The 19,872-nt window shown below is 72.6% G+C and carries 17 protein-coding genes; 8 read left to right on the top strand and 9 right to left on the bottom strand.

Annotated features, from left to right (window positions below; translation table 11 throughout):
* Positions 1-14: 14 nt before the first annotated feature.
* Positions 15-425, top strand: coding sequence for a DUF3662 domain-containing protein (locus PV341_RS03130; protein WP_500324800.1), 411 nt, complete (start codon positions 15-17; stop codon positions 423-425).
* 15 nt (positions 426-440) lie between these two features.
* Here the strand turns inward: PV341_RS03130 and PV341_RS03125 are convergent, their stop codons facing one another.
* Positions 441-923 carry a winged helix-turn-helix transcriptional regulator gene (locus PV341_RS03125; RefSeq protein WP_500324802.1) on the bottom strand — a complete coding sequence of 161 codons (483 nt, stop codon included), beginning with the start codon at positions 921-923 and terminating at the stop codon, positions 441-443.
* Between the two features lie 60 nt (positions 924-983).
* Positions 984-1,703 (bottom strand): SDR family oxidoreductase, encoded by a 720-nt coding sequence (locus PV341_RS03120; RefSeq protein WP_500324804.1) that lies wholly within the window; start codon positions 1,701-1,703, stop codon positions 984-986.
* 122 nt (positions 1,704-1,825) lie between these two features.
* On the opposite strand from PV341_RS03120, the gene PV341_RS03115 reads away from it, so the two are divergent.
* The 6 genes from PV341_RS03115 (at position 1,826) to PV341_RS03090 (ending at position 10,461) form a co-directional block, all read left to right on the top strand.
* Complete coding sequence (locus tag PV341_RS03115) at positions 1,826-2,374, top strand: GNAT family N-acetyltransferase (RefSeq protein ID WP_500324806.1); 549 nt, start codon at positions 1,826-1,828, stop codon at positions 2,372-2,374.
* 64 nt (positions 2,375-2,438) lie between these two features.
* Positions 2,439-3,416, top strand: coding sequence for a WGR domain-containing protein (locus tag PV341_RS03110; RefSeq protein WP_500324808.1), 978 nt, complete (start codon positions 2,439-2,441; stop codon positions 3,414-3,416).
* A 74-nt stretch (positions 3,417-3,490) separates the two neighbouring features.
* Positions 3,491-5,878, top strand: coding sequence for a SpoIIE family protein phosphatase (locus tag PV341_RS03105; RefSeq protein WP_500324810.1), 2,388 nt, complete (start codon positions 3,491-3,493; stop codon positions 5,876-5,878).
* A gap of 287 nt (positions 5,879-6,165) precedes the next feature.
* Positions 6,166-8,460, top strand: coding sequence for an FdhF/YdeP family oxidoreductase (locus PV341_RS03100; RefSeq protein ID WP_500324812.1), 2,295 nt, complete (start codon positions 6,166-6,168; stop codon positions 8,458-8,460).
* Positions 8,448-9,287: a formate dehydrogenase accessory sulfurtransferase FdhD gene (fdhD, locus tag PV341_RS03095; RefSeq protein WP_500356613.1), complete on the top strand. Its 840-nt coding sequence runs from the start codon at positions 8,448-8,450 to the stop codon at positions 9,285-9,287. The genes PV341_RS03100 and fdhD overlap by 13 nt, the downstream gene beginning before the upstream one ends.
* A gap of 256 nt (positions 9,288-9,543) precedes the next feature.
* Positions 9,544-10,461: a LysR family transcriptional regulator gene (locus PV341_RS03090; protein ID WP_500324814.1), complete on the top strand. Its 918-nt coding sequence runs from the start codon at positions 9,544-9,546 to the stop codon at positions 10,459-10,461.
* A gap of 94 nt (positions 10,462-10,555) precedes the next feature.
* Here PV341_RS03090 and PV341_RS03085 read toward each other — a convergent pair whose 3' ends face one another.
* The 7 genes from PV341_RS03085 to PV341_RS03055 all read right to left on the bottom strand — a co-directional run bounded on the left by PV341_RS03085 (position 10,556) and on the right by PV341_RS03055 (position 18,804).
* Positions 10,556-12,220, bottom strand: a complete 1,665-nt coding sequence (locus PV341_RS03085; RefSeq protein WP_500324815.1) for a glycoside hydrolase family 13 protein — start codon at positions 12,218-12,220, stop codon at positions 10,556-10,558.
* The gene (locus PV341_RS03080; RefSeq protein ID WP_500324816.1) at positions 12,217-13,413 is read right to left on the bottom strand and encodes a Gfo/Idh/MocA family protein; all 1,197 of its coding nucleotides are present in this window, start codon (positions 13,411-13,413) and stop codon (positions 12,217-12,219) included. The genes PV341_RS03085 and PV341_RS03080 overlap by 4 nt, the downstream gene beginning before the upstream one ends.
* Complete coding sequence (locus tag PV341_RS03075) at positions 13,410-14,426, bottom strand: glycoside hydrolase family 130 protein (RefSeq protein WP_500324916.1); 1,017 nt, start codon at positions 14,424-14,426, stop codon at positions 13,410-13,412. The genes PV341_RS03080 and PV341_RS03075 overlap by 4 nt, the downstream gene beginning before the upstream one ends.
* A gap of 91 nt (positions 14,427-14,517) precedes the next feature.
* On the bottom strand, positions 14,518-15,411 hold the full coding sequence (locus tag PV341_RS03070; protein WP_500324817.1) for a carbohydrate ABC transporter permease: 894 nt from the start codon (positions 15,409-15,411) through the stop codon (positions 14,518-14,520).
* Position 15,412: 1 nt separating this feature from the next.
* On the bottom strand, positions 15,413-16,375 hold the full coding sequence (locus PV341_RS03065; RefSeq protein WP_499515940.1) for a carbohydrate ABC transporter permease: 963 nt from the start codon (positions 16,373-16,375) through the stop codon (positions 15,413-15,415).
* A gap of 9 nt (positions 16,376-16,384) precedes the next feature.
* Positions 16,385-17,659 carry an extracellular solute-binding protein gene (locus PV341_RS03060; protein WP_500324819.1) on the bottom strand — a complete coding sequence of 425 codons (1,275 nt, stop codon included), beginning with the start codon at positions 17,657-17,659 and terminating at the stop codon, positions 16,385-16,387.
* A gap of 113 nt (positions 17,660-17,772) precedes the next feature.
* Positions 17,773-18,804 carry a LacI family DNA-binding transcriptional regulator gene (locus PV341_RS03055; RefSeq protein WP_500324821.1) on the bottom strand — a complete coding sequence of 344 codons (1,032 nt, stop codon included), beginning with the start codon at positions 18,802-18,804 and terminating at the stop codon, positions 17,773-17,775.
* A gap of 435 nt (positions 18,805-19,239) precedes the next feature.
* On the opposite strand from PV341_RS03055, the gene PV341_RS03050 reads away from it, so the two are divergent.
* Positions 19,240-19,800 (top strand): GNAT family N-acetyltransferase, encoded by a 561-nt coding sequence (locus PV341_RS03050; protein WP_500324823.1) that lies wholly within the window; start codon positions 19,240-19,242, stop codon positions 19,798-19,800.
* Positions 19,801-19,872 lie beyond the last annotated feature (72 nt).

Here is a 19,872-nt window from a genome sequence, read left to right as displayed (position 1 = left end):
GCAGGCGCATCGTCATGGGAACACTGAAACGATGGGAACGGGTGATCGAGCGCTGGGAACAGGTGCTGGTGGCGAAGCTGATCCACCGTGAGCCGGTGGAACTGGTGGACGCCCTGCGCCGGGAGTGCGACGAACGGGCGGTGGTGTGCAGTTCGAGCCGCGTGGTGGTGCCGAACGTGTACACGGTGGAGCTGGCCGACGCTCCGCACCGGGAGCTGATCCCGCATCGGGCCCGCGTGGGGGAGGCCCTGACGGATTCGCTGCTGCGCCACGCCGACCGGCGCGGCTACGAGTGGGCCGGCCCGGTCACCGTGCGCATCGTCCGGTCCGCCGAGGTGCCCAACGGGCGCTACCGGGTGAGCAGCAGGCCCATGAACCGGATCCGCGCGGACGCGCTCGCCCGGATCGCGCCCGGGTGGTCGTGAGCCACGGTGGCGCGGTCAGCGGGCGACGCCCTCCGAGGGGGTGAACTCCACGCCCTCCGGCGGGAGCACGGTGCCGGCGTCGTCGACGAAGGCGACGCTGACCGGGCGGCCCTCGTCCGCCGAGCGCCGCAGGTGGCTCGGCCCCCGCGCGGGGGTCCGGTGCGTGTCGCCCCACTGCTGGAGCGCCGCGAGGATCAGCCGCAGCTCCTCGCCCGCCGGTGTCAGGTGGTAGCTGTACCGGGTCCGGCTGCCCGGCTCCCGGTACGGCCGCTTCTCCATGATCCCCTCGTCCACGAGCGAGCCCAGGCGCCCGGTCAGCAGATCGGGCGCGATGCCGAGCTCCCGGCGGAAGTCCGCGAAGCGCGTCACGCCCCGGATCGCCGCCTCACGCAGGACGAGCAGCGTCCACTTGTCGCCGACGACCTCGAGGGTCCGGGCGATCGAGCAGACGGTCTCCTCCTTGCCGGTGGCGTTGCCGGTGGCCTTGGCGCTGGACATGCCACCAATGTACCTCTGGATTGACATTTCCAATTCAGCTGCTGGTGCGGCGTGTGCCGGTCAGCGGGCAGCCGGTGCGGGCAGGCCCGGGTAGAGCAGTTCGAGTCCGCCGGACAGGGCGGCCCGGACGCCGCGGCTCCGGTCGTCGACGACGACCTCCAGCGCCCGCTGCTCGATGCCGTCCAGAGCCAGGCCCGCCACCCATGCGGGGTCCACCTTGTCGGAGGGGTCGACGTAGTCGGCCATCTCGGTGTCCATGTAGCCCACGTGGAGCGCGGTGACGTCGATGCCGGACGGGGCGAGCTCCTGCCGGAGGACGTTGGTCATCGCCAGTTCGGCGGCCTTGGCCGCGCTGTAGCCGCCGTATCCCGGGAGGTGGATCCAGGACAGGATGGACAGGACGTTGAGGACGGCTCCGCCGCCGTTCGCGGCGATCACCGGCGCGAAGGCCCGCGTGACGCCCAGGGAGCCGAAGAAGTGGGTCTCCATCTCCAGGCGGATGTCGGCCATGTTCCCCTCGGCGAGCCCCACGTGGGTGCTGACGCCCGCGTTGTTGATCACGAGAGTGGCGTCGGAGGCGGTCCGGGCCGCCCGGGCGACCGACTCGGGGTCGGTGATGTCCAGCCGGAGCGGCTCCACGCCCGGCAGGTCGAGGGCGTCGGGGTTGCGGACGCCGGCGTAGACCTTGGCGGCGCCCCGGTCGAGCAGCTGGGTCGCCAGGTGACGGCCGAGGCCGCGGTTGGCGCCGGTCACGACGGCGACGGAGTTCTTGATGTCCATGAGGAGCGCTCGTTCCGTTGGGCTGAGTAGGTATATCCAATCTAGGTCAGCTGGATTCTGAAAAGCAACTCAGATGGGAAATGGCCTTGCCCCGGAGCCGCGGTTGCCGTTGGCTGGGCGGTGTGACCGAACTGAGCACCGAACGCCTGATCCTCCGCCGCTGGCAGGACCGCGACCTCGCGCCCTGGGCGGCGATGAACGCCGACCCCGAGGTGCGGGAGCATCTGGGGGAGCCGCTGACCCGGGAGCAGAGCGACGCGTCCGTGGCCCGGTTCCTGGCCGAATTCGACGAGCGCGGCTACGGCTGGTGGGCGGTCGAGATCCGGGCGACCGGCGGGTTCGCCGGCTTCGCGGGCCTGGACCGGGTGGACGACGGCCTGCCGTTCACGGGAGTGGAGATCGGCTGGCGCCTCGCGCGTGCGGCCTGGGGCAAGGGCTACGCCACCGAGGCCGCCCTGGCCGTCCTGGCCTTCGGCTTCGGCACCCTCGGGCTCGATGAGATCCTCGCGGTGACGACGGCCGGGAACCTCCGCTCCCAGGCCGTCATGCGCCGCATCGGCATGACCCGCGACCCCGCCGGCGACTTCGAGGACCCCACCGCCCCCGAAGGGCCGCTGCGCCCCAACGTGCTGTACCGGATCACGGCGGGCGCCCCGGTCCAGGCGCCCTGACATGACCGCCGGAGGCGGCGCGCAGCGCACGGGCGGCGCCGCGGACGCCGGAGGACGGATACGGATGACGAGGTGGCGGCGGTTCGAGGCCCCGGGGGCCGGGAGGACCGAGTACCGGGAGATCCGTCAGGAGGGGATCCGCTGCTTCCTGCGCTGGGGCTCCGTCGGTGCGAACGGCAAGGGGAGCACCTCGACGCTCGACGACGAGGAGCACGCCCGGCGCCACGCCGCGCGCAAGGCCGGCGAGTGGCTGCGGAAGGGTTTCGTGGAGGTCGACCCGCCGGAGGACGACGCCGGACCCGACCCGGAGGCGAAGGTCCTCGACGTGCTGAGGGCGGGCGCCCGCCCGCACGCCCGGCCGCACGCCCCGGCCCTGGAGTACCTGCCGGTCGAGGGCTTCGAGCAGGTGTACCGCCATGTGCTCGCGCCGGGGCGGCCGGCGGGTTTCCACGAGTACGTGGTCCTGCGCGACGACGGACGCAGCGCCGTCCGCTTCGCCGTGCGGTCCGACCGGAGTGACGCCGCAGCCGTGTCCGCCTTCCTGGACTTCGTCCGTACCCGTCGCGACCTGCCCTTCGACGGGCGCTCCCACCACAAGGTGCCGCTGCCGGAGCCGGTCGGGGCGTTCAGCCACGCGCTGTTGTGCGCACCGGCCCTCGGACGGGGCTGCGTCGCCTACCCCGCCATCGCCGACCGCGTCGCCGCGGCCTTCCCGGTCTTCGACTGCGAGATCGGTGACGCGGATCCCGAGGTCCTGGTCGACGCGCGGATCCACGGGCACGGCTCGCTGCCGTACGCCGACTGGGCCCGCCGGCCGCAACCGGTCGTGGACCTCCGCTTCGACGTCCAGCCGTCCCACTACCGGCGGACACGGACGTTCAAGGTGTTCGGCGCCGCCGATCTCGAGGCCCTCCTGGCGGCACTGCCGGGTGCGGACCCCGGCAGCTGGCTGGAAGTGCGCTCCTTCCGCGGCGAGATCCGGCGCTTCACACCCGCCGAGGTCCCGTCCCTCGCGGAGGTGACGGCCTTCCTGCACGGCTGAGGCGGCCCCGAGTGGTGACCTCGCCCGCCTGCGCAAGACTGGGAACCTGAGGACCGGAACGTGATGGGACGGTCATGGGCACTTGGGCATCGCGGGAACGCGGCGAAGAGCGCGAGGAGCCGGCGGGGCGCACGGCGGCGCGGATGGTGATCGACGCCCATGGCACGGTCGTTGCATGGAGCCCGGAGGCGGAGCGCCTCCTCGGCCGCCCGGCGGGCGACGTGCTCGGCCGGCCCGCGCTGGACCTGCTCGCCCCCGCCCCCGGCACCGCCGACGCCGGATCCGGCGCGTGCGCCGGGCCCGGATGCGTCCTCCTCCGGCACCGTGACGGGCGGACGGTGGCCTGCCGGCCGAGCCTGCGGGCCGTGCGCGACGACGGGAGGGGCCCGCGCCTGACCGTCGACCTGCTGACCGGGGTGTCGGGCCTCTCCCCGGACGTCGACCGCGCCCTCCTGGAGGCACTGTTCACCCGCTCGCCCATCGGGCTGTTCGTGCTGGACCCGCAGCTCAGGCTGATGCGGTTCAACCCGGCGGCGGAGGGGATGCAGGACCACCGCTCGCAGCTCGCCCTGGGGCGGCGGCCCACCGAGGCGTGGCCCGACTTCAGCGCGGAGCTCGCCGAGCGCGTGATGAACAGGGTGCTCAGGACCGGAGAGGCCGCGATCTCGTTCGAGAAGCGCGGCCGTCCGCCCGGCGATCCCGCCAGGGAGCACGTCTACTCGGCGTCCGCCTTCCGGCTCGAGTCGGAGGACGGCCGCATCCTCGGCGTGGCCGACGCCGTCGTCGACGTCACGGAACGCCACCTCGCCGAGGCGCGCCTGGCCCTGATGGCCGAGGCGGGACGGAGGATCGGCACCACCCTGGACCCGATCCGCACGGCGCAGGAACTGGCCGAGGTGGGTGTCCCGGTACTCGCCGACTGCGTGAACGTCGACCTGCTGGCCCCCCTCCTCGGCGGCGAGGAGATGGCGGCGGGGCCGGTCGCGGACGACACCGGGCTGCGGCGCGCCGCCACCTCCGCCCGCTGCGGCCAGACCGGGGCGTACACCACGGGTGCGGTCAGCACCCACCTGGTGGGCTCGCCCGCCCTGCAGGTGCTCGCCGACCACGAGCCGCGCCTCGTTCCCCGGCTCAGCCAGGACAGCACGTGGATCGGTGACGACCCCGTACGGGGCGGCAGGATGCTGGAGGAGCGGGTGCACTCCCTGATGGTGGTGCCGCTGCTGGTCCGCGACTGCGTGCTGGGCCTCGTCACCTTCCACCGGTGGGACCCGGAGCTGGGCCCCTTCGACGACGACGACCTCACGCTCGCCGTCGACCTCGCCGGCCGCGGCGCGATGGCGCTGGACAACGCCCACCGCTACGTGCGCGAACGCAACGCCGTCCTCGCCCTGCAGCGCGGCATGCTGCCCCAGCGGCTGCCCGCGCCCAGCGCCGTGGAGTGGGCCCACCACCTGGTGCGTTCCGGTGCCGGCGGCGACTGGACGGAGGTCATCCCGCTGCCCGGCGCACGCGTGGCCCTCGTCAGCGGCAGCACCCCCGGCCGTGGCATGCGCACCGCCGCCACCATGGGCCGGCTCCGGGCGGCCGTGCACACCCTTGCCAACCTGGACCAGGCCCCCGACGAGGTCCTGGCCCGCCTGGACGACCTGGTGCGCAACCTCGCCCAGGAGCACGAGGGCGCGGGCTCGGCCTCCCCGGTCGGGGCCACCTGCCTGTACATGGTCTACGACCCCGTGACCCGGCAGAGCACCATGGCCTCGGCGGGCCATCCGCCGCCGGCGGTCGTCCACCCCGACCACACCGTTCGGATCCCGGACGCCCCCGCGGGCGAACCGCTCGGCCGCCCCGGGCCGTCCTTCGAGATGGCCACCCTGGAACTGCCCGAGGGATGCATGCTGGTGCTCCGCACCCCCGGGCTCCTGCAGAGCCACCCGGCGGGGACCGGTCGGGCGGAGTTCGAGCGGCTGCTGGCCACGCCCTGCGACTCCCCCCAGGACATGAGCCTGCTGCTCACGGACGCCCTGGTCCCCGCGGACCCGGACCACGACGCCTCTGTGCTCGTGGCCCGCCCCCGGCCGCTCGGCCCCGATTCCGTCGCCACCTGGGACCTGCCGTGCGACCCCGCCGCCGTGGCCACCGCACGGACGCTGACGACGCGTCAGCTCGCGGCGTGGGCCCTGCACGAGAAGTGCTTCGCCACCGAACTCATCGTCAGTGAACTGGTCACCAACGCCATCCGGTACGCGACACCGCCCATCCAGCTCCGGCTCATCCGCGACCGGGCGCTGACCTGCGAGGTCTCCGACACCAGCAGCGCCGCACCCTTCCTGCGCCACGCCCGCACCACCGACGAGGGCGGCCGCGGCCTGCTGCTGGTCTCCCAGTTCGCCGAGCGCTGGGGCACCCGCTACCGGGAGCGCGGCAAGACCATCTGGACCGAGCAGACCCTCGCCGTCTAGCCTCGTGCGGAGCCGGTCCTGAATTCTCGTGGGCGGCGGAACGGACGTCCCCGGTGAAATCCCCGGATGGCGAGACGTTTTTTGCGCCCGCTTTTTCGCCGCGTTCCCCCGGATACGTACAGTGCCGCGACGAGCTGGGCGTTCGCCCTGCTCTTCCTTGATCGGCGCCGCCTATCAAGCAAAAGGAACGGCCTCTTTGACGGGCCGGTGAAGCGGGTCTAGCTTTTCTGCGGATCGGTATTCGCGGCGGTTTCCGCGGTGTCGGAAGCCGGGAAGGCAGGGCAGGCATGAGCGCTCTGGAGGACCCAACGGACGAGCACCTGGAGATCACCTCGCCCAAGACCTGGGCGACCGGTCTCCCCGCGGTCACGCACGCACTGCGGTACTCACTGAGCCAGACCTCGCCCCGCCGGACCATGCTGACCCTGCTGAACGTCAACCAGGCCAAGGGCATCGACTGCCCCGGCTGTGCCTGGCCCGAGGCGGCGCCCGGCAAGCGGCACATGAACGAGTACTGCGAGAACGGCGCCAAGCACATCAACGACGAGGCGACGTCGCACCGCGTGCGGCGGGAGTTCTTCGAGCAGTACACCGTCGAGGAGTTGGGACGTAAGTCCGACTACTGGCTCAACCAGCAGGGCAGACTGACCGAACCGATGGTCAAGCGGCCCGGGTCGGAGCACTACGAGCCCATCGCCTGGGACGAGGCCATCGCCCTGATGGCCGAGGAGCTGCGCGCCCTGGACTCCCCGGACGAGGCCCTGTTCTACACCTCCGGGCGGGTGGGCAACGAGGCCGCCTTCCTCCTCCAGCTCTTCGCCCGCGCCTACGGCACCAACAACCTGCCGGACTGCAGCAACATGTGCCACGAGTCCAGCGGCGCCGCCATGAACGAGACGCTCGGCGTCGGCAAGGGCACCGTCAGCCTCGACGACATCCACGAGGCCGACCTGATCTTCGTCGTCGGACAGAACCCCGGCACCAACCACCCGCGCATGCTGTCCGCACTGGAGGAGACCAAGCGGGGCGGCGGAAGCGTCGTCGCCGTCAACACCCTCCCCGAGGCCGGGCTGATGCGGTTCAAGCACCCGCAGAAGGCGCGCGGCGTCATCGGGCGCGGCACGGTCATCGCCGACCAGTTCCTCCACATCCGCGCGGGCGGCGACCTCGCCCTCTTCCAGGCGCTGAACCTCCTGCTCCTGGAGGCCGAGGACGCCGCTCCCGGTACGGTCCTGGACCACGACTTCATCCGCGAGCACAGCACGGGCTTCCAGGAGTTCGCCGAGCACGCGCGCAAGACGTCGTGGGACGACGTGCTGACGGCCACCGGCCTGACGCGTGAGGAGATCGAGCAGGTCCACGAGCGCGTCCTGGCCGCCAAGAGCGTCATCGTCTGCTGGGCCATGGGTGTCACGCAGCAGAAGCACGGTGTGCCGACCATCCGCGAGATCGTCAACTTCCTGATGCTGCGCGGCAACCTGGGCAAGCCCGGCGCCGGGGCGTGCCCGGTGCGTGGCCACAGCAACGTCCAGGGCGACCGCACCATGGGCATCTGGGAGAAGATGCCGCAGAGCTTCCTCGACTCCCTGGGACGGGAGTTCGGCTTCACACCCCCCGTCAAGCACGGCCACGACTCCGTCGACGCCATCCGTGCCATGCGCGACGGCGAGGCGAAGTTCTTCCTCGGGGTGGCGGGGAACTTCGTCCGGGCGACCCCCGACAGCGACGTCACGGAGCGGGCGATGCGCCGCTGCCGGCTGACGGCGCACATCTCCACCAAGCTCAACCGCTCGCACACCGTGTGCGGTGACACCGCACTGATCCTGCCCACCCTGGGCCGCAGCGACCGGGACGTCCAGGCGGGCGGCGAGCAGTTCGTCACCGTCGAGGACTCCATGAGCATGGTGCACGCCTCCCGCGGCAAGCTGGCGCCCGCCTCCCCCGACCTGCTGAGCGAGGTGGCGATCATCTCCCGGCTGGCCCGGGCCACCCTCGGCGATTCCCCGGCGATCGGCTGGGAGGAGTTCGAGGCCGACTACGGCACCGTCCGGGACCGGATCTCCCGGGTCGTCCCGGGGTTCGCGGACTTCAACCGGCGCGTCGCCGAACCGGGCGGCTTCCAGCTGCCGAACCCGGTGAACGCGATGACCTTCAGGACGCCGAGCGGCAAGGCCGTCTTCACCCGCAACGACTTCGAGATGCCGCGGGCGCCGAAGGGCCACCTCATCCTGCAGTCCCTGCGGTCGCACGACCAGTGGAACACCATCCCGTACGCCATGGACGACCGCTACCGCGGCATCCAGGGCGGACGCCGGGTCGTCATGGTCAACCCCGAGGACATCGCGGCGCTGGGGCTCACCGAGATGCAGATGGTGGACCTGGTGAGCATCTGGACCGACGGCAGCGAGCGCCGGGCCGAGTCCTTCCGCCTGGTGCCCTACCCCACCTCCCGGGGGTCGGCCGCCGCCTACTACCCGGAGACCAACGTCCTGGTCCCGCTGGACAGCGTCGCGGACGTCAGCAACTGCCCCACCTCCAAGGCCGTCGTCGTACGACTGGAGGCGGCGGCATGGGCCGGGTGACCGCGCGGCGGCGGGTGCTGCGGATCAGGGACGGGGTGCCCGGGCACCGCTCGGACACGCTGGCCGCCGAGGAGCCGATGGAGATCCGGGTCGGCGGCCGCGCGCTGACGGTCACCATGCGCACCCCCGGCAGCGACTTCGACCTCGCGGTGGGCTTCCTCGTCAGCGAGGGCGTCATCCACGGTCCGGACGACGTGCTGGGCATCCGCTACTGCGCAGGTGCCACGGACGACGGCGGCAACACCTACAACGTCGTCGACGTCGTCCTGGCCCCTGGCGTGCGCCTGCCCGACCTCTCCCTGGAGCGCAACTTCTACACCACCTCCTCCTGCGGTCTGTGCGGCAAGGCGAGCCTGGACGCGGTGCGGACCACGCAGCGCTGGAGCGTGGCGGGCGACGACGCGGAGATCGACTCCGAGGTGCTCTTCACCCTCCCCGACCGGCTGCGGGCGGCGCAGCGGGTCTTCGACAGCACGGGCGGGCTGCACGCCGCCGGGCTGTTCACGACGGACGGCGAGATGCTGTGCCTGCGTGAGGACGTGGGCCGTCACAACGCCGTCGACAAGGTGGTCGGCCACGCGCTGCAGGAGGGGCTGCTGCCGCTGCAGGGCACCGTGCTCATGGTCAGCGGGCGGGCGTCCTTCGAACTCGTGCAGAAGGCGGCCATGGCGGGCATCCCGGTGCTGGCCGCGGTGTCCGCGCCGTCCTCCCTCGCTGTGGACCTGGCCGAAGAGACGGGGATGACCCTGGTGGGCTTCCTGCGCGGCCGCTCGGCGAACGTGTACACCGGCGCCGAGCGGCTGCGCGTGGCCCAGCCCGTCGCCTGACGCGGAGCGTCGCCCGGCCGTGCGCGAGGGGTGCCGCCCGTCCGGGCGGCACCCGTTCCGCGCCCGGTGCCGGCGTGACCGCATCCTCGACTCGCCGCGCACGGCACTCACCGGTTCACTGGGAACACGGGCGCTCCGGGCACTTCGCGGAGGCGGGCGCCGTCGGCCCGCCGGGAGCGACTTGGTATACAGCTCGGAACCCGGGAACAGGTCCGACGCGTCTCCCGGCCGGTGGAATCCTGAGAGGTGCTCAGCCGTGCTCTTCCGGCAGCTCGAATACCTGGTGGCCCTGGCGCAGGAGGGGCATTTCGCCCGTGCCGCGCAGAGCTGCGGGGTGTCCCAGCCCTCGTTGTCCGAGGGCATCCGCAAGCTGGAGGAGGAGATGCGGGTCCCGCTGATCCAGCGGGACCGGCGGTTCGACGGCCTCACCGCCGAGGGCGAGCGCGTCGTGGTGTGGGCGCGGCAGATCCTGGCCGACCGGGATGCCATGGAGGGCGAGGTCGCCGCCATGCGCACCGGACTGAGCGGCCGCATCCGCATCGGCGTCGTGCCCAGCGCGGCCACCGCCGTGCCGCGCCTGGTCGACCCGTTGTGCACGCGGCACCCGCTGCTCACCGCGCACATCGTGAACGACCTGACGTCGAGTGACATCCTCACGATGCTCAGGGACTTCACCCTCGACGCCGCCGTCACCTACCTGGACGACGAGGTGCGTGCCGCCTTTCGCACCGTGCCGCTGTACCGGGAGAAGTACGCACTGCTCACCGACGCCTCGTGGGCCCCGGCCGGCGGCGCCACGGCGACCTGGGCGGAGGCGGCGGCCCTGCCACTGTGCCTGCTCACCTCGACCATGCGGGGACGGCGCACCATGGACGCCCTCTTCGCCGCGGCCGGGGCCGAACCGACGGCGAGGGTGGAGACCGACTCGTTCGCCTCGCTGATCGCCCACGTCGTGCCCGGGCGATGGGCCGGGATCGCCCCTCTGGCGTGGATCCATGCCCTGGGAGTGCCGCCCGGGGTGCGGGCGGTCCCGATGGTGGAGCCCGCCCGGGCTGCCGAGATAGGGCTGGTCGCCTTCCGCCGCGATCCCGAGTCCGTGATGGTGCAGGCGCTGGTCGCCACCGCGCAGCACGCCGACCTCAAGCCGCTGGAGTCGCTTCCCCGGATGCAGTGAGGCCGGGGATCGCGGCCGACGACGCCCGGCGGCGGGAGCGCGGACGCACGTCCCCGTGCCCCCGCGAGTCCCGGTCCGCCCTGGGACTGCCGGCCTAGGACGTGACCCCGGTCGTGGTCCCGGCGGGGCGGAGCCACACGGTGGTGTCCGCGGGCACCGAGCGGCCGTCGAGCGGGGTGCTGGCCAGCAGCACCTCGTCCCCCTCCGCGAGGGCCAGGGGATCCGGGCCGAAGTTGGTCAGGCACCGCAGCCCCGGCGCGCGGTCGAAGGCGAACCAGGAACCGTCCGCGGGCCCCTGCGGAACCGGCGCCGCCTCCGCCGGGACCGGCGCGGCGCGGCGCAGCCGCAGCGCGGAGCGGTACAGGGCGAGCATCGAGGCGGGGTCGTCCTCCTGGGCCCGGACCGTCAGGTCCGCCCAGTCGTCGGGCTGCGGGAACCAGCAGGCCTCGGCGGGGGCGCTGCTGAAACCGTAAGGAGCCGCCGGGCCCTCCCAGGGCAGCGGCACCCGGCAGCCGTCGCGGCCGCGCTCGCGGTGGCCGGAACGCTCCCAGAGGGGATCACGCAGCCGCTCGTCCGGCACGTGGGCCTGCGGCAGCCCCAGTTCCTCGCCCTGGTAGACGTACGCGGCGCCGGGCAGCGCGAGCATGAGCAGCGCGGCGGCCCGGGCACGGCGCCGGCCGCGCTGCCCGCCGCCGTAGCGGGTGACCGGGCGGACCGCGTCGTGGCTGGACAGGACCCAGGTGACCGGTGCCCCGACGGCCCGCATCGACGCGACGGACCGCCCGATGACCGCGCGCATCTCCCTCCCGTCCCAAGGGGACTCCAGAAAGGCGAAGTTGAAGGCCTGCTGCATCTCGCCGGGGCTGACGTACCGGGCCAGCCGGGCCGGTTCGAACACGGCGGCCTCGGCCACCATCACGCGCTGCCCCGGGGGGACCGCGCCGGGCGGTGCCGGATGGGTGTCCAGCAGCCGGCGCCAGGAACGGAACAGCGGGTGCAGTTCCTCCTGGTCGTGGTACGGCAGCAGGTGGTTGCGCAGGACGTCCTGGTGCTGCCCGGGTCCGGCGTCGGGCAGGCCCGGGGCCTTGAAGAGGGTGTGGGCCACGTCGATGCGGAAACCGTCGACGCCGCGGTCGAGCCAGTGCCGCAGGATCCGCTCGAAGTCGGCGACGACCTCCGGCCGGCGCCAGTTGAGGTCCGGCTGCTCGGGCGCGTGCAGATGCAGGTACCACTCGCCCGGGCCGCCGTCCGGTGCGGGCACACGGGTCCACGCCGGACCCCCGAACGCGGACTCCCAGTCGTTCGGGGGGAGTTCACCGTCCGCGCCGCGTCCCGTGCGGAAGAGGTAGCGGTCCCTCGCCGCGCTCCCCGGGCCGGCCGCGAGCGCCTCCCGGAACCAGGGGTGCGTGTCGGAGGTGTGGTTGGGGACGAGGTCGATCAGGACCCGCAGCCCCAGGCCGTGGGCGCGCGCGACGAAGGCGTCGAAGTCCGCGTCGGTGCCGAGGTCGGGGGCGACGGCGGTGTGGTCGGCGATGTCGTAGCCGCCGTCGGCCAGCGGGGACGGGTAGAACGGGGTGATCCACACCGCGTCCGCCCCCAGCCGGGCCACGTGGTCCAGGCGGGCGGCGGCGCCGGCGAGGTCGCCGACGCCGTCCCCGTCGCCGTCGGCGAACGCGCGCGGGTGGATCTCGTAGCAGACCGCGTCCCGCCACCAGGGCGTGTCCGGTGCGGGAATGGTGGTGCTCACGGTGCTCCTCATGCTCCTGTCGGGCCGGACGGGACCGGCAGGGTGCGGCCGGTCTCCGCGGAACGCGTGGCGGCCTCGGCCACCGCGACCGCGGTCCGCCCGGACCGCGCGTCGGCCACCGGGGTGCCGCCCTCGGTCGCGCAGCGCAGCAGGTCGGTGAAGGCGGCGCGCACGCTCTCGGCGTACACGTGCTGCTTGCGCGCCTCTCCGCCCAGGTCGACCACGCAGGTCACCCGGTGCGGGACGCTCCGCTCCGCACCGCGGCCGCGGGCGGGCGCCGCCGGTCCCGCGTCGCGTTCCACCGTGACGGTGATCCGCTCCTCGCCGTGCGGCCGCAGCCCCGGTACGGCCAGCAGCGCGGCGGCACGCGAGGGCAGGTCCTCCCAGCGGCGGGCGCCCTGCTCGTCCGTCCAGGCCGTGACCGTCGCGTGGGTCGGGATCCAGCCGGTGACCCGGGCCTCGGCGAATCCGTAGTCCAGGCGCATCAACTGCCGTTCGGCGCGATGGGCGTGGGTGAAGGAATGGGTGTGGGTGGCGACGGCGCCGCCGGGGTGGGTGGCGGTGGCCACGACGATGTCGACCGGGCCGCCCTCGCGGCGCACGGCCGTGCCGTGCACCTCGACGGGCTCGCTGCCCATGAGGGCGCGGGCGGCGTCGAAGAAGTGCACGCCGTGCTCGACGTGGATGCCGCCGCTGTGGGCGGGGTCCCAGAACCAGTGGCCGGGGCCCAGGTCCTCGTCGGCGGCGTCGTTCTCGAAGGCGAAGCGCACCAGCGGGTCCAGCAGCCCTTCCTCACGCAGCCGCTCGAGCATCCGCAGGACGGGGTTGTAGCGCAGGACGTGGTCGACGACGAGGACGCCGGCGGAGCGTTCGGCCTCGGCCTCCACCCGCAGGGCGTCCTCCAGCGTCACGGCCAGCGGCTTCTCGCAGAACACGTGCCGGCCCGCGCGCAGCGCGCCGACGGCGAGTTCCGCGTGGGTGGCCGGGGGAGTGGCGATCGCCACGACGTCCACCCCGCGCAGGCCGGCCAGCGCCGCGGCGTCGGCGGCGACGGTGGCGCCGTGCCGCCGCGCGAGGGCGGCGGCACGGTCACCGTCGGGGTCGGCGCACGCCACGACGCGTACGCCGGGCAGGTCGGCCACGGCGTCCAGCAGGTAGGCGCCGAACGCGCCGCAGCCGGCCAGGCCCAGACCGAGCGTGGTCACTCGGCACGGTCCAGGCGGGCGACGCCGATGTGGGCGTCGGCCATGCCGTAGAAGACGTAGCGCACGCCGTCGATCTCCTCGATCGCGGTCGGGAAGACGACGTTCGGCACGGTGCCGGAACGCTCCTCCTCCGTCTCCGGCTCCATGAGAGGCTCGTCGGTGCGGGCCAGGATCCGGGCCGGGTCCTGCGGGTCGAGGATCATGGCGCCCGCCGCGTAGCTGACCTTCTGCTGCTGGGCGAAGGGGTCGTCGATGGTGCCGGACACGCCGTGGTGGATGAGCAGCCAGCCCTCCTCGACGCGGATCGGTGCCGGGCCGGCGCCGATCTTGAGTTCTTCCCAGGGGTGCTCGGACAGCGCGACCAGACGGTGGTCACGGGGGCGGGCCAGGGCGCTGAGGTCCTTCTCCACCTCGGCCACCGGGACGTAGGAGATCCAGATGCCGGGGCGCTCGTCGGTCACGCCGGCCGGCAGGTGGACGCCCTCCCCGGGACGGAACCAGCCCAGGTCCCACATCGGGCGGTGCAGCATGGCGAAGGCGGGCTCGCCGTCCGGACCCGGGACGGGCTCGGGGAAGTGCACCACGTCCTTGTTCGGGAAGAGGTTGAGGTCGGTGTCGAGGTCGGCCTGGTAGGCGAACTGGATCGGGCCCAGGCGCTCCCAGGTGACCAGGTCCTTCGAGACGGCCAGCGCCGGCTTGGGGCCGAGCGGGCCGTAGGCGACGTACGACATGACGTGCAGCCCGAGCGCCTCGATCCACGTCGTGCGCGGGTCCTCCACGCCGGCGTTGTTCTTGCCGCGCTCCCAGCCGGCGTCGGGGGCGAGGACGACGCCGCGGCGCTCGACGCCGGTGGGCACGCCGTCCTCGATCACGACCTCGGCCAGGCCCACGCGGGAGACGTTGCCCTCCGCGACGAGGCGGGGCAGCAGGTGCAGGGTGCCGTCCGGGGTACGGCCGGACGCGGGGTTGAGCACGCCCTCGGCTTCGTTGGCCTCGCCGGCCAGCGGCGACATCACGACGCCGACGCGGGTCAGGCGGTAGGGCACGGAACTGCTGGAGCCGGTGGTACGGGCGGTGCTGGTGGTGCGGTCGTTCACGGCGAGTTCAGCCCTTCGTGGCGGAATCGAGGTCGGTGGAGGTGAAGCGGCTCTGGAAGACGAGGTAGAGGGCCACCGCGGGCGCGGCCAGTACGCAGGCACCGGCGAGGATGGCGCCGAACGGGTTGGCGGCGGCGGAGGAGACCGTGCTGATGTAGTTGGCCAGGGACACCGCCAGCGGCTGCATGTCCTGCTCCTTGGTGACCAGGAACGGCCACAGGAACTCGTTCCACGGCCCTGTGAAGCTCAGCAGCACCACGGAGGCGAGCGCCGGCCTGCACAGCGGGATCGCGATCCGGAACAGGATCTGCAGCTCGCCCGCGCCGTCGATGCGCGCGGCCTCGAACATCGCCTGCGGCAGCTGCAGGAAGAACTGCCGGAAGATGAAGACCGCGCTGGTGTTGATCGCGAACGGCAGGATGATCCCGATGTAGGAGTCGGCCAGGCCGTAGTCGCGGACGATCAGCACGTACAGCGGGATCATCAGCAGCTGGAACGGGATGACCTGCACCAGCAGCACCAGGGCGAAGGTGGAGCCCTTGCCCCGGAAGTGGAGCCGGGCCAGGGCGTACCCCGCCAGCAGGCCGAAGACGGTGGTGCAGACGATGACGCCGCCGGTGAAGATCCCGGAGTTGATCAGGGAACGGCCGAGCGAGATGGCCGAGTTGATCTCCGCGTAGTTGTGCAGGGAGAGGTTCCCCGGTTGCGGGAAGGCGCCGGCGGGGCTGCTGTCCGGCTCGCGCTGCAGGGAGCCGATGAGCATGTAGTAGAAGGGGAAGAGGAAGGCGAAGGCCCCGGTGAGCAGGGCCAGCCGCGACAGGATCCGGCGGGCGCGCGAGTGCGTGTGCGGCCTGTGGTGCGCCGAGCGGCGCGGGAGCGAGGGGGCGTGTGCGTCGGCCATGTCAGTCCCTCTCCAGCAGACGGCGGTAGAGGAGGGAGATCCCGGTGATCAGCACGACGAGGATCACGCCGATCGCCGCGGCCTCGTCCGGGTGGCCCTGCTGCAGACCGCGCTGGTACATCAGCAGCACCGGTGAGGTGGTGGCGCCGTCGGGTCCGCCGCCGCTGGTCAGCAGGTAGGGCTCGGTGAACAGGTTCGCGCCCGTCACCGTCGCCATGACCAGCACCAGCAGCGTCGCGGTGCGCACCGCAGGGACGGTGATGGACCAGAACATCCGCACCTTGCCCGCGCCGTCGAGCGCGGCCGACTCGTAGAGCTCGCCGGGCACGTTCTGCAGCGCCGACAGGTAGAGCACGATGAAGAAGCCGAGCTGCTTCCAGGCGACGAACAGCGCGATGGTCGGCATCGCGAGGTGCGAGTTGACCAGCCACGACGGGTCCGGCGCGAGCGGCCCGAGCGCCTTGTTGACCAGGCCGTTGGAGTTGAACAGGAAGAGCCACACACCGACGACGGCGACGCTGGCGGTGATGTACGGGACGTAGTAGGCGGTGCGGAAGAACGTGCGCGCCCGCAGCTTGGAGTTGAGGGCGGTGGCGAGCACGAGCGACGCCGCCACCGTCAGCGGCACGTTGATGACCAGGAAGACCGCGATGTTGCCGAAGGAACGCCACACGGCCGGATCGGTCAGGACGGCCGTGTAGTTGGCCAGCCCCACGAAGGGACGGTCCACCTGGGCGCCCGGCGCGGCGAAGAAGTAGTCGTGGAAGGAGATCCACACCGCGAAGCCGAGCGGGTACAGGAAGATCGCGGCCAGGTAGATCAGGTACGGGGAGACGAAGGCCAGGCCGATCGGCTGCCGGCCCGCGAACCGCAGCCGGCGCGGCCGCGGCTCGCGGTCGGCCCGGGGGCGGGCCCCGCCCCGGGCGGACCCGGGGCGGAGGACGTCATGGTGCGTGGAGGACATGGCCGTGACTCACTGCTTCGCCAGGCCGTCGACCTTGCCCGCGGCCTCGCGGAAGGCGCTCTCGACGTCGCCCTTCCCGAAGATCACGGACTTGGTGTAGGCGTCGCGGAACGTCTGCCAGATCTCGACGGAGTTCGGCACGTTCGGGGCCTCGACGGTGCGGTCGGCCTGCTCGGCGAAGGTCTTGTAGTCCGGGTGCGAGGCGAAATAGTCGGGGAACGCGGCCTGGAGGTCCTGCCGCATCGGCATCTGGCCGGTGGCCTCCAGCAGCTTGCCGTCCTGCTCCTTGCTGGTGGCGAACTTCAGCACGTCCCAGGCCGTGCCCTTGTTCTTGCACGCGGTGAACATGCCGATGGACTTCTCGTCGCTGAAGGTGCCCTTGGCCTCGGTGCCGGTCGCGGTGGGCACCGGCACGGCGCCCCACTTGACCTTGTCGCCGTAGACGGAGACGGCCCACGGGCCGACGATCGCCATGGCGGACTTGCCGTCGGCGAAGGAGTCCCCGTTGTACTGCTCGTTGGGGGCCAGGTGGTCCGCGTACATCGTCTTCCAGAACTCGGCGGCCTTGACGCCATCGGGCGAGGCGAACTGGGCCTTGCCGTCCTCGACGAGCTGCTTGCCGGTCTGGGCCGCGAAGAGCGGGTAGAAGTCGAACCAGGACTGGTAGAACTCGGAGGTGGGCGCCGGCCAGATGGCGGCGTGCGCACCGCCCTTCACCAGGGCACGCGAGGTGGTCAGGAAGTCCTGGTAGGTGGAGAGCTTGGGGTGCTCGGGGTCGAGCCCGGCCTTCTTGAACAGGTCCTTGTTGTAGAAGATCATGACGGGGTTGCTCTTCCAGGGCATCTGGTAGTGCTTGCCGTCGGGCGACGCGTACTGCGAGAGCCGGTCGCCGGTCCGCGCCTTGAGGTACGCCTCCCCACCCGGGAAGTCGTCCAGGGCCACCAGGCCGCCCTGCTTCTGGAAGCCGGGCACGGCCGCGGGGGCGGTGTTGAGGATCAGGCACGGGGCGTTGCCCGCCGTGATGGCCGCGCCGATGACCTCCTCGGAGCTCTTGCCCGCCGGTATCTCCTGCGCCTTCACCTTCTCGTCGGGGTGGGCGGCGTTCCAGGACGCGACCATGCTCTTGCCCCAGGCGACCTCCTGGGCGTTGTTGGAGTACCAGACCGTGATCGGCCCGTGGGCGGCGTCGCCGCCCCCGGCGGAGTCCGACCCGCCGCTGCCGCACGCCGCGAGGGGCACGGTCAGGGCGACGGCCGAGAGGACGGTCAGGAGGGTTTTCTTCATTGCGGTGGCTCCGGGTTCTCAAGGGGTGGGGAGAGGCCGTTCCGGGGCGTCGTCCTGCCTCGGTGACGGCCCTCCGGGGAGCGGAGAACGTCGTGGGCGCGTCGGGCGCGCGTTCAGGGGCGTGCGGTTCCGGCGGGAGCCGGGCCCGTGGAGCCGCGCACCATGAGCGCGGCCGGGTCCAGTTCCACGTGCGGGGTGGTGCCCTGCTCGATCGTCTCGATCAGGGCGAGTGCGGCGGCGCGGCCCCAGGTGGCGGCGTCCGCACGGCAGGTGGTGAGCGAGGGTCTGGTCCAGGAGGCCAGCGGTACGTCGTCGAAGCCGACCACCGACAGGTCGTCGGGCAGCCGCAGGCCGGCCTCCTGCGCGACCGCCATGCCGGCGGTGGCAGACAGGTCGTTGGCGTACACGATGGCGGTGGGCCGGTCGCCCCGCGTGATCAGGGCCTGCGTCGCGAGCGCGCCGCCCTCCGCGGTGAAGCCGCCCGGCAGTACCGGGCCCGGGGGCAGGCCCGCCTCCGCGAGCGCGTCCCGCCAGGCGCCCAGCCGCCGCTGGGCGTGCAGGTACTCCTCGGGGCCCGCGACGTAGGCGATGTGGCGGTGGCCGAGTCCGACGAGGTGGTGGACGGCGCCCGCGACCACCGGCCGGTCGTCCAGGTTCACGGTGGCGATCCCCTCGACACCGTCGTCGGCGCCGACGGCCACGGCGGGCAGGCCCAGTTCCCGCAGCAGCGCGGGGCGGGGGTCGCCCACGCGCAGGTCGGTGAGGAACACCCCGTCCACGCGCTGGTCGTCCACCAGGCGGCGGTAGGTGTCCATCTCGTTGCGGGGGCCCGTCACGTGCAGCATGAGGCCGTCACCGGACTCGGATATGACGGACTCGATGCCCGCCATGAAGGCCGGGTAGAAGGGGTCGGTGCCGATCAGGTCGGGCTCGCGGGTCAGGACCAGGCCGACGGCCCTGGCCCGCCCGGTCGACAGCGCGCGGGCGCTGCGGCTCGGCGTCCAGCCCAGCTTCTCGGCCGCCGCGCGGACCCGTTCCTGGGTCGCGGCGGCCACGCCGGGGCGGTCGTTGAGGACGAAGGAGACCGTCGCCCTGGACACACCCGCCAGCTGGGCGACATCGGCGATCGTGGGGCGTCTGGCCATGCGGACTCTCCGTGTACGGCGGCGGATGGGCGCCACATCCGCATCCGCGGGTCCCGTCGGCCGGCGTACCCCGAGGGGCACACCGTCCGGCGGCACCTTCGGCGCCGGAGGCAGCACGTTCTTGCACTCGCATACCGGGGCAACCAACGCGAAAGGCTCTCGTCACCTCGCGTTTGAACCGGTTTAAACGAGCGATGTGAGGAACCATGAACCTCGGGGGGCGGAGTGTCAAGGGCCTACTCTCAGTTGGGGAGTTATGTGTGGTAAATGAGACGATAGGTCCGAAATGTCGCCGCGGTGCACCGTCACCACGCAGGGAGCGAGCTGTGACAGTGCGTCACGGCCCCTGCGGGGGTGCCGGTAGGGCGCGGCGTGCTGCTAACGTCTGCCCAACCCGGCCGCGGGCGGCGGACGGAGACGACGACGGAGACGGATGTGTTCCCGGACACGGTCCTGCGCACCGAACGGCTCTTCCTGCGCCCGTTCACCCCGGACGACGCCCAAGACACCCGGGCCAGCTGTGAGGACCCCCACACCCAGCGGTGGCTGCCCCTGCCCCGCCCCTACACGCTCGACGACGCGACGGCCTGGTGCACGACGGTCTCGCACGCCCTGCGCGAGTCCGGCGACGGCATCCACTTCGCCGTCACCGAAGCGGACGGCGGGCGGTTGGTGGGCACCGTCGGCCTGAAACGGACCGACTGGCGGGCACTGACGAGCGAGGTCGGTTACTGGGTCTCCCCCTGGGCGAGGGGACGCGGCATCGCCACGGAGGCGACCCGGGTCCTCGCGACCTGGCTGCTGGCCGAACAGGGCTTCCAGCGCCTGGAACTCCGCGCGGCGACGGGCAACACCGCCTCCCAGCGCGTTGCCGCGAAGGCCGGCCTGCGCCGTGAAGGCGTCCTGCGCAACGCGGGGTTCGTGCACACCGGCCGCGTCGACCTCGTCGTGTTCTCCCTGGTGCCGGGGGACTTGGCGGGCGCCGTTGGTGGATGATCGGGGCAGGGACGCGGGCGGGTCGCCAGCGGACCCGGGTCGGACGCGTTCGAAGAATGGCGGCGTTGGGTC

Origin of the sequence: Streptomyces sp. PA03-1a (genome assembly GCF_033792805.1) — a bacterium.
In the GTDB taxonomy this organism is placed as follows: domain Bacteria; phylum Actinomycetota; class Actinomycetes; order Streptomycetales; family Streptomycetaceae; genus Actinacidiphila.
This window is presented reverse-complemented; position numbering and strand designations above follow the sequence as displayed.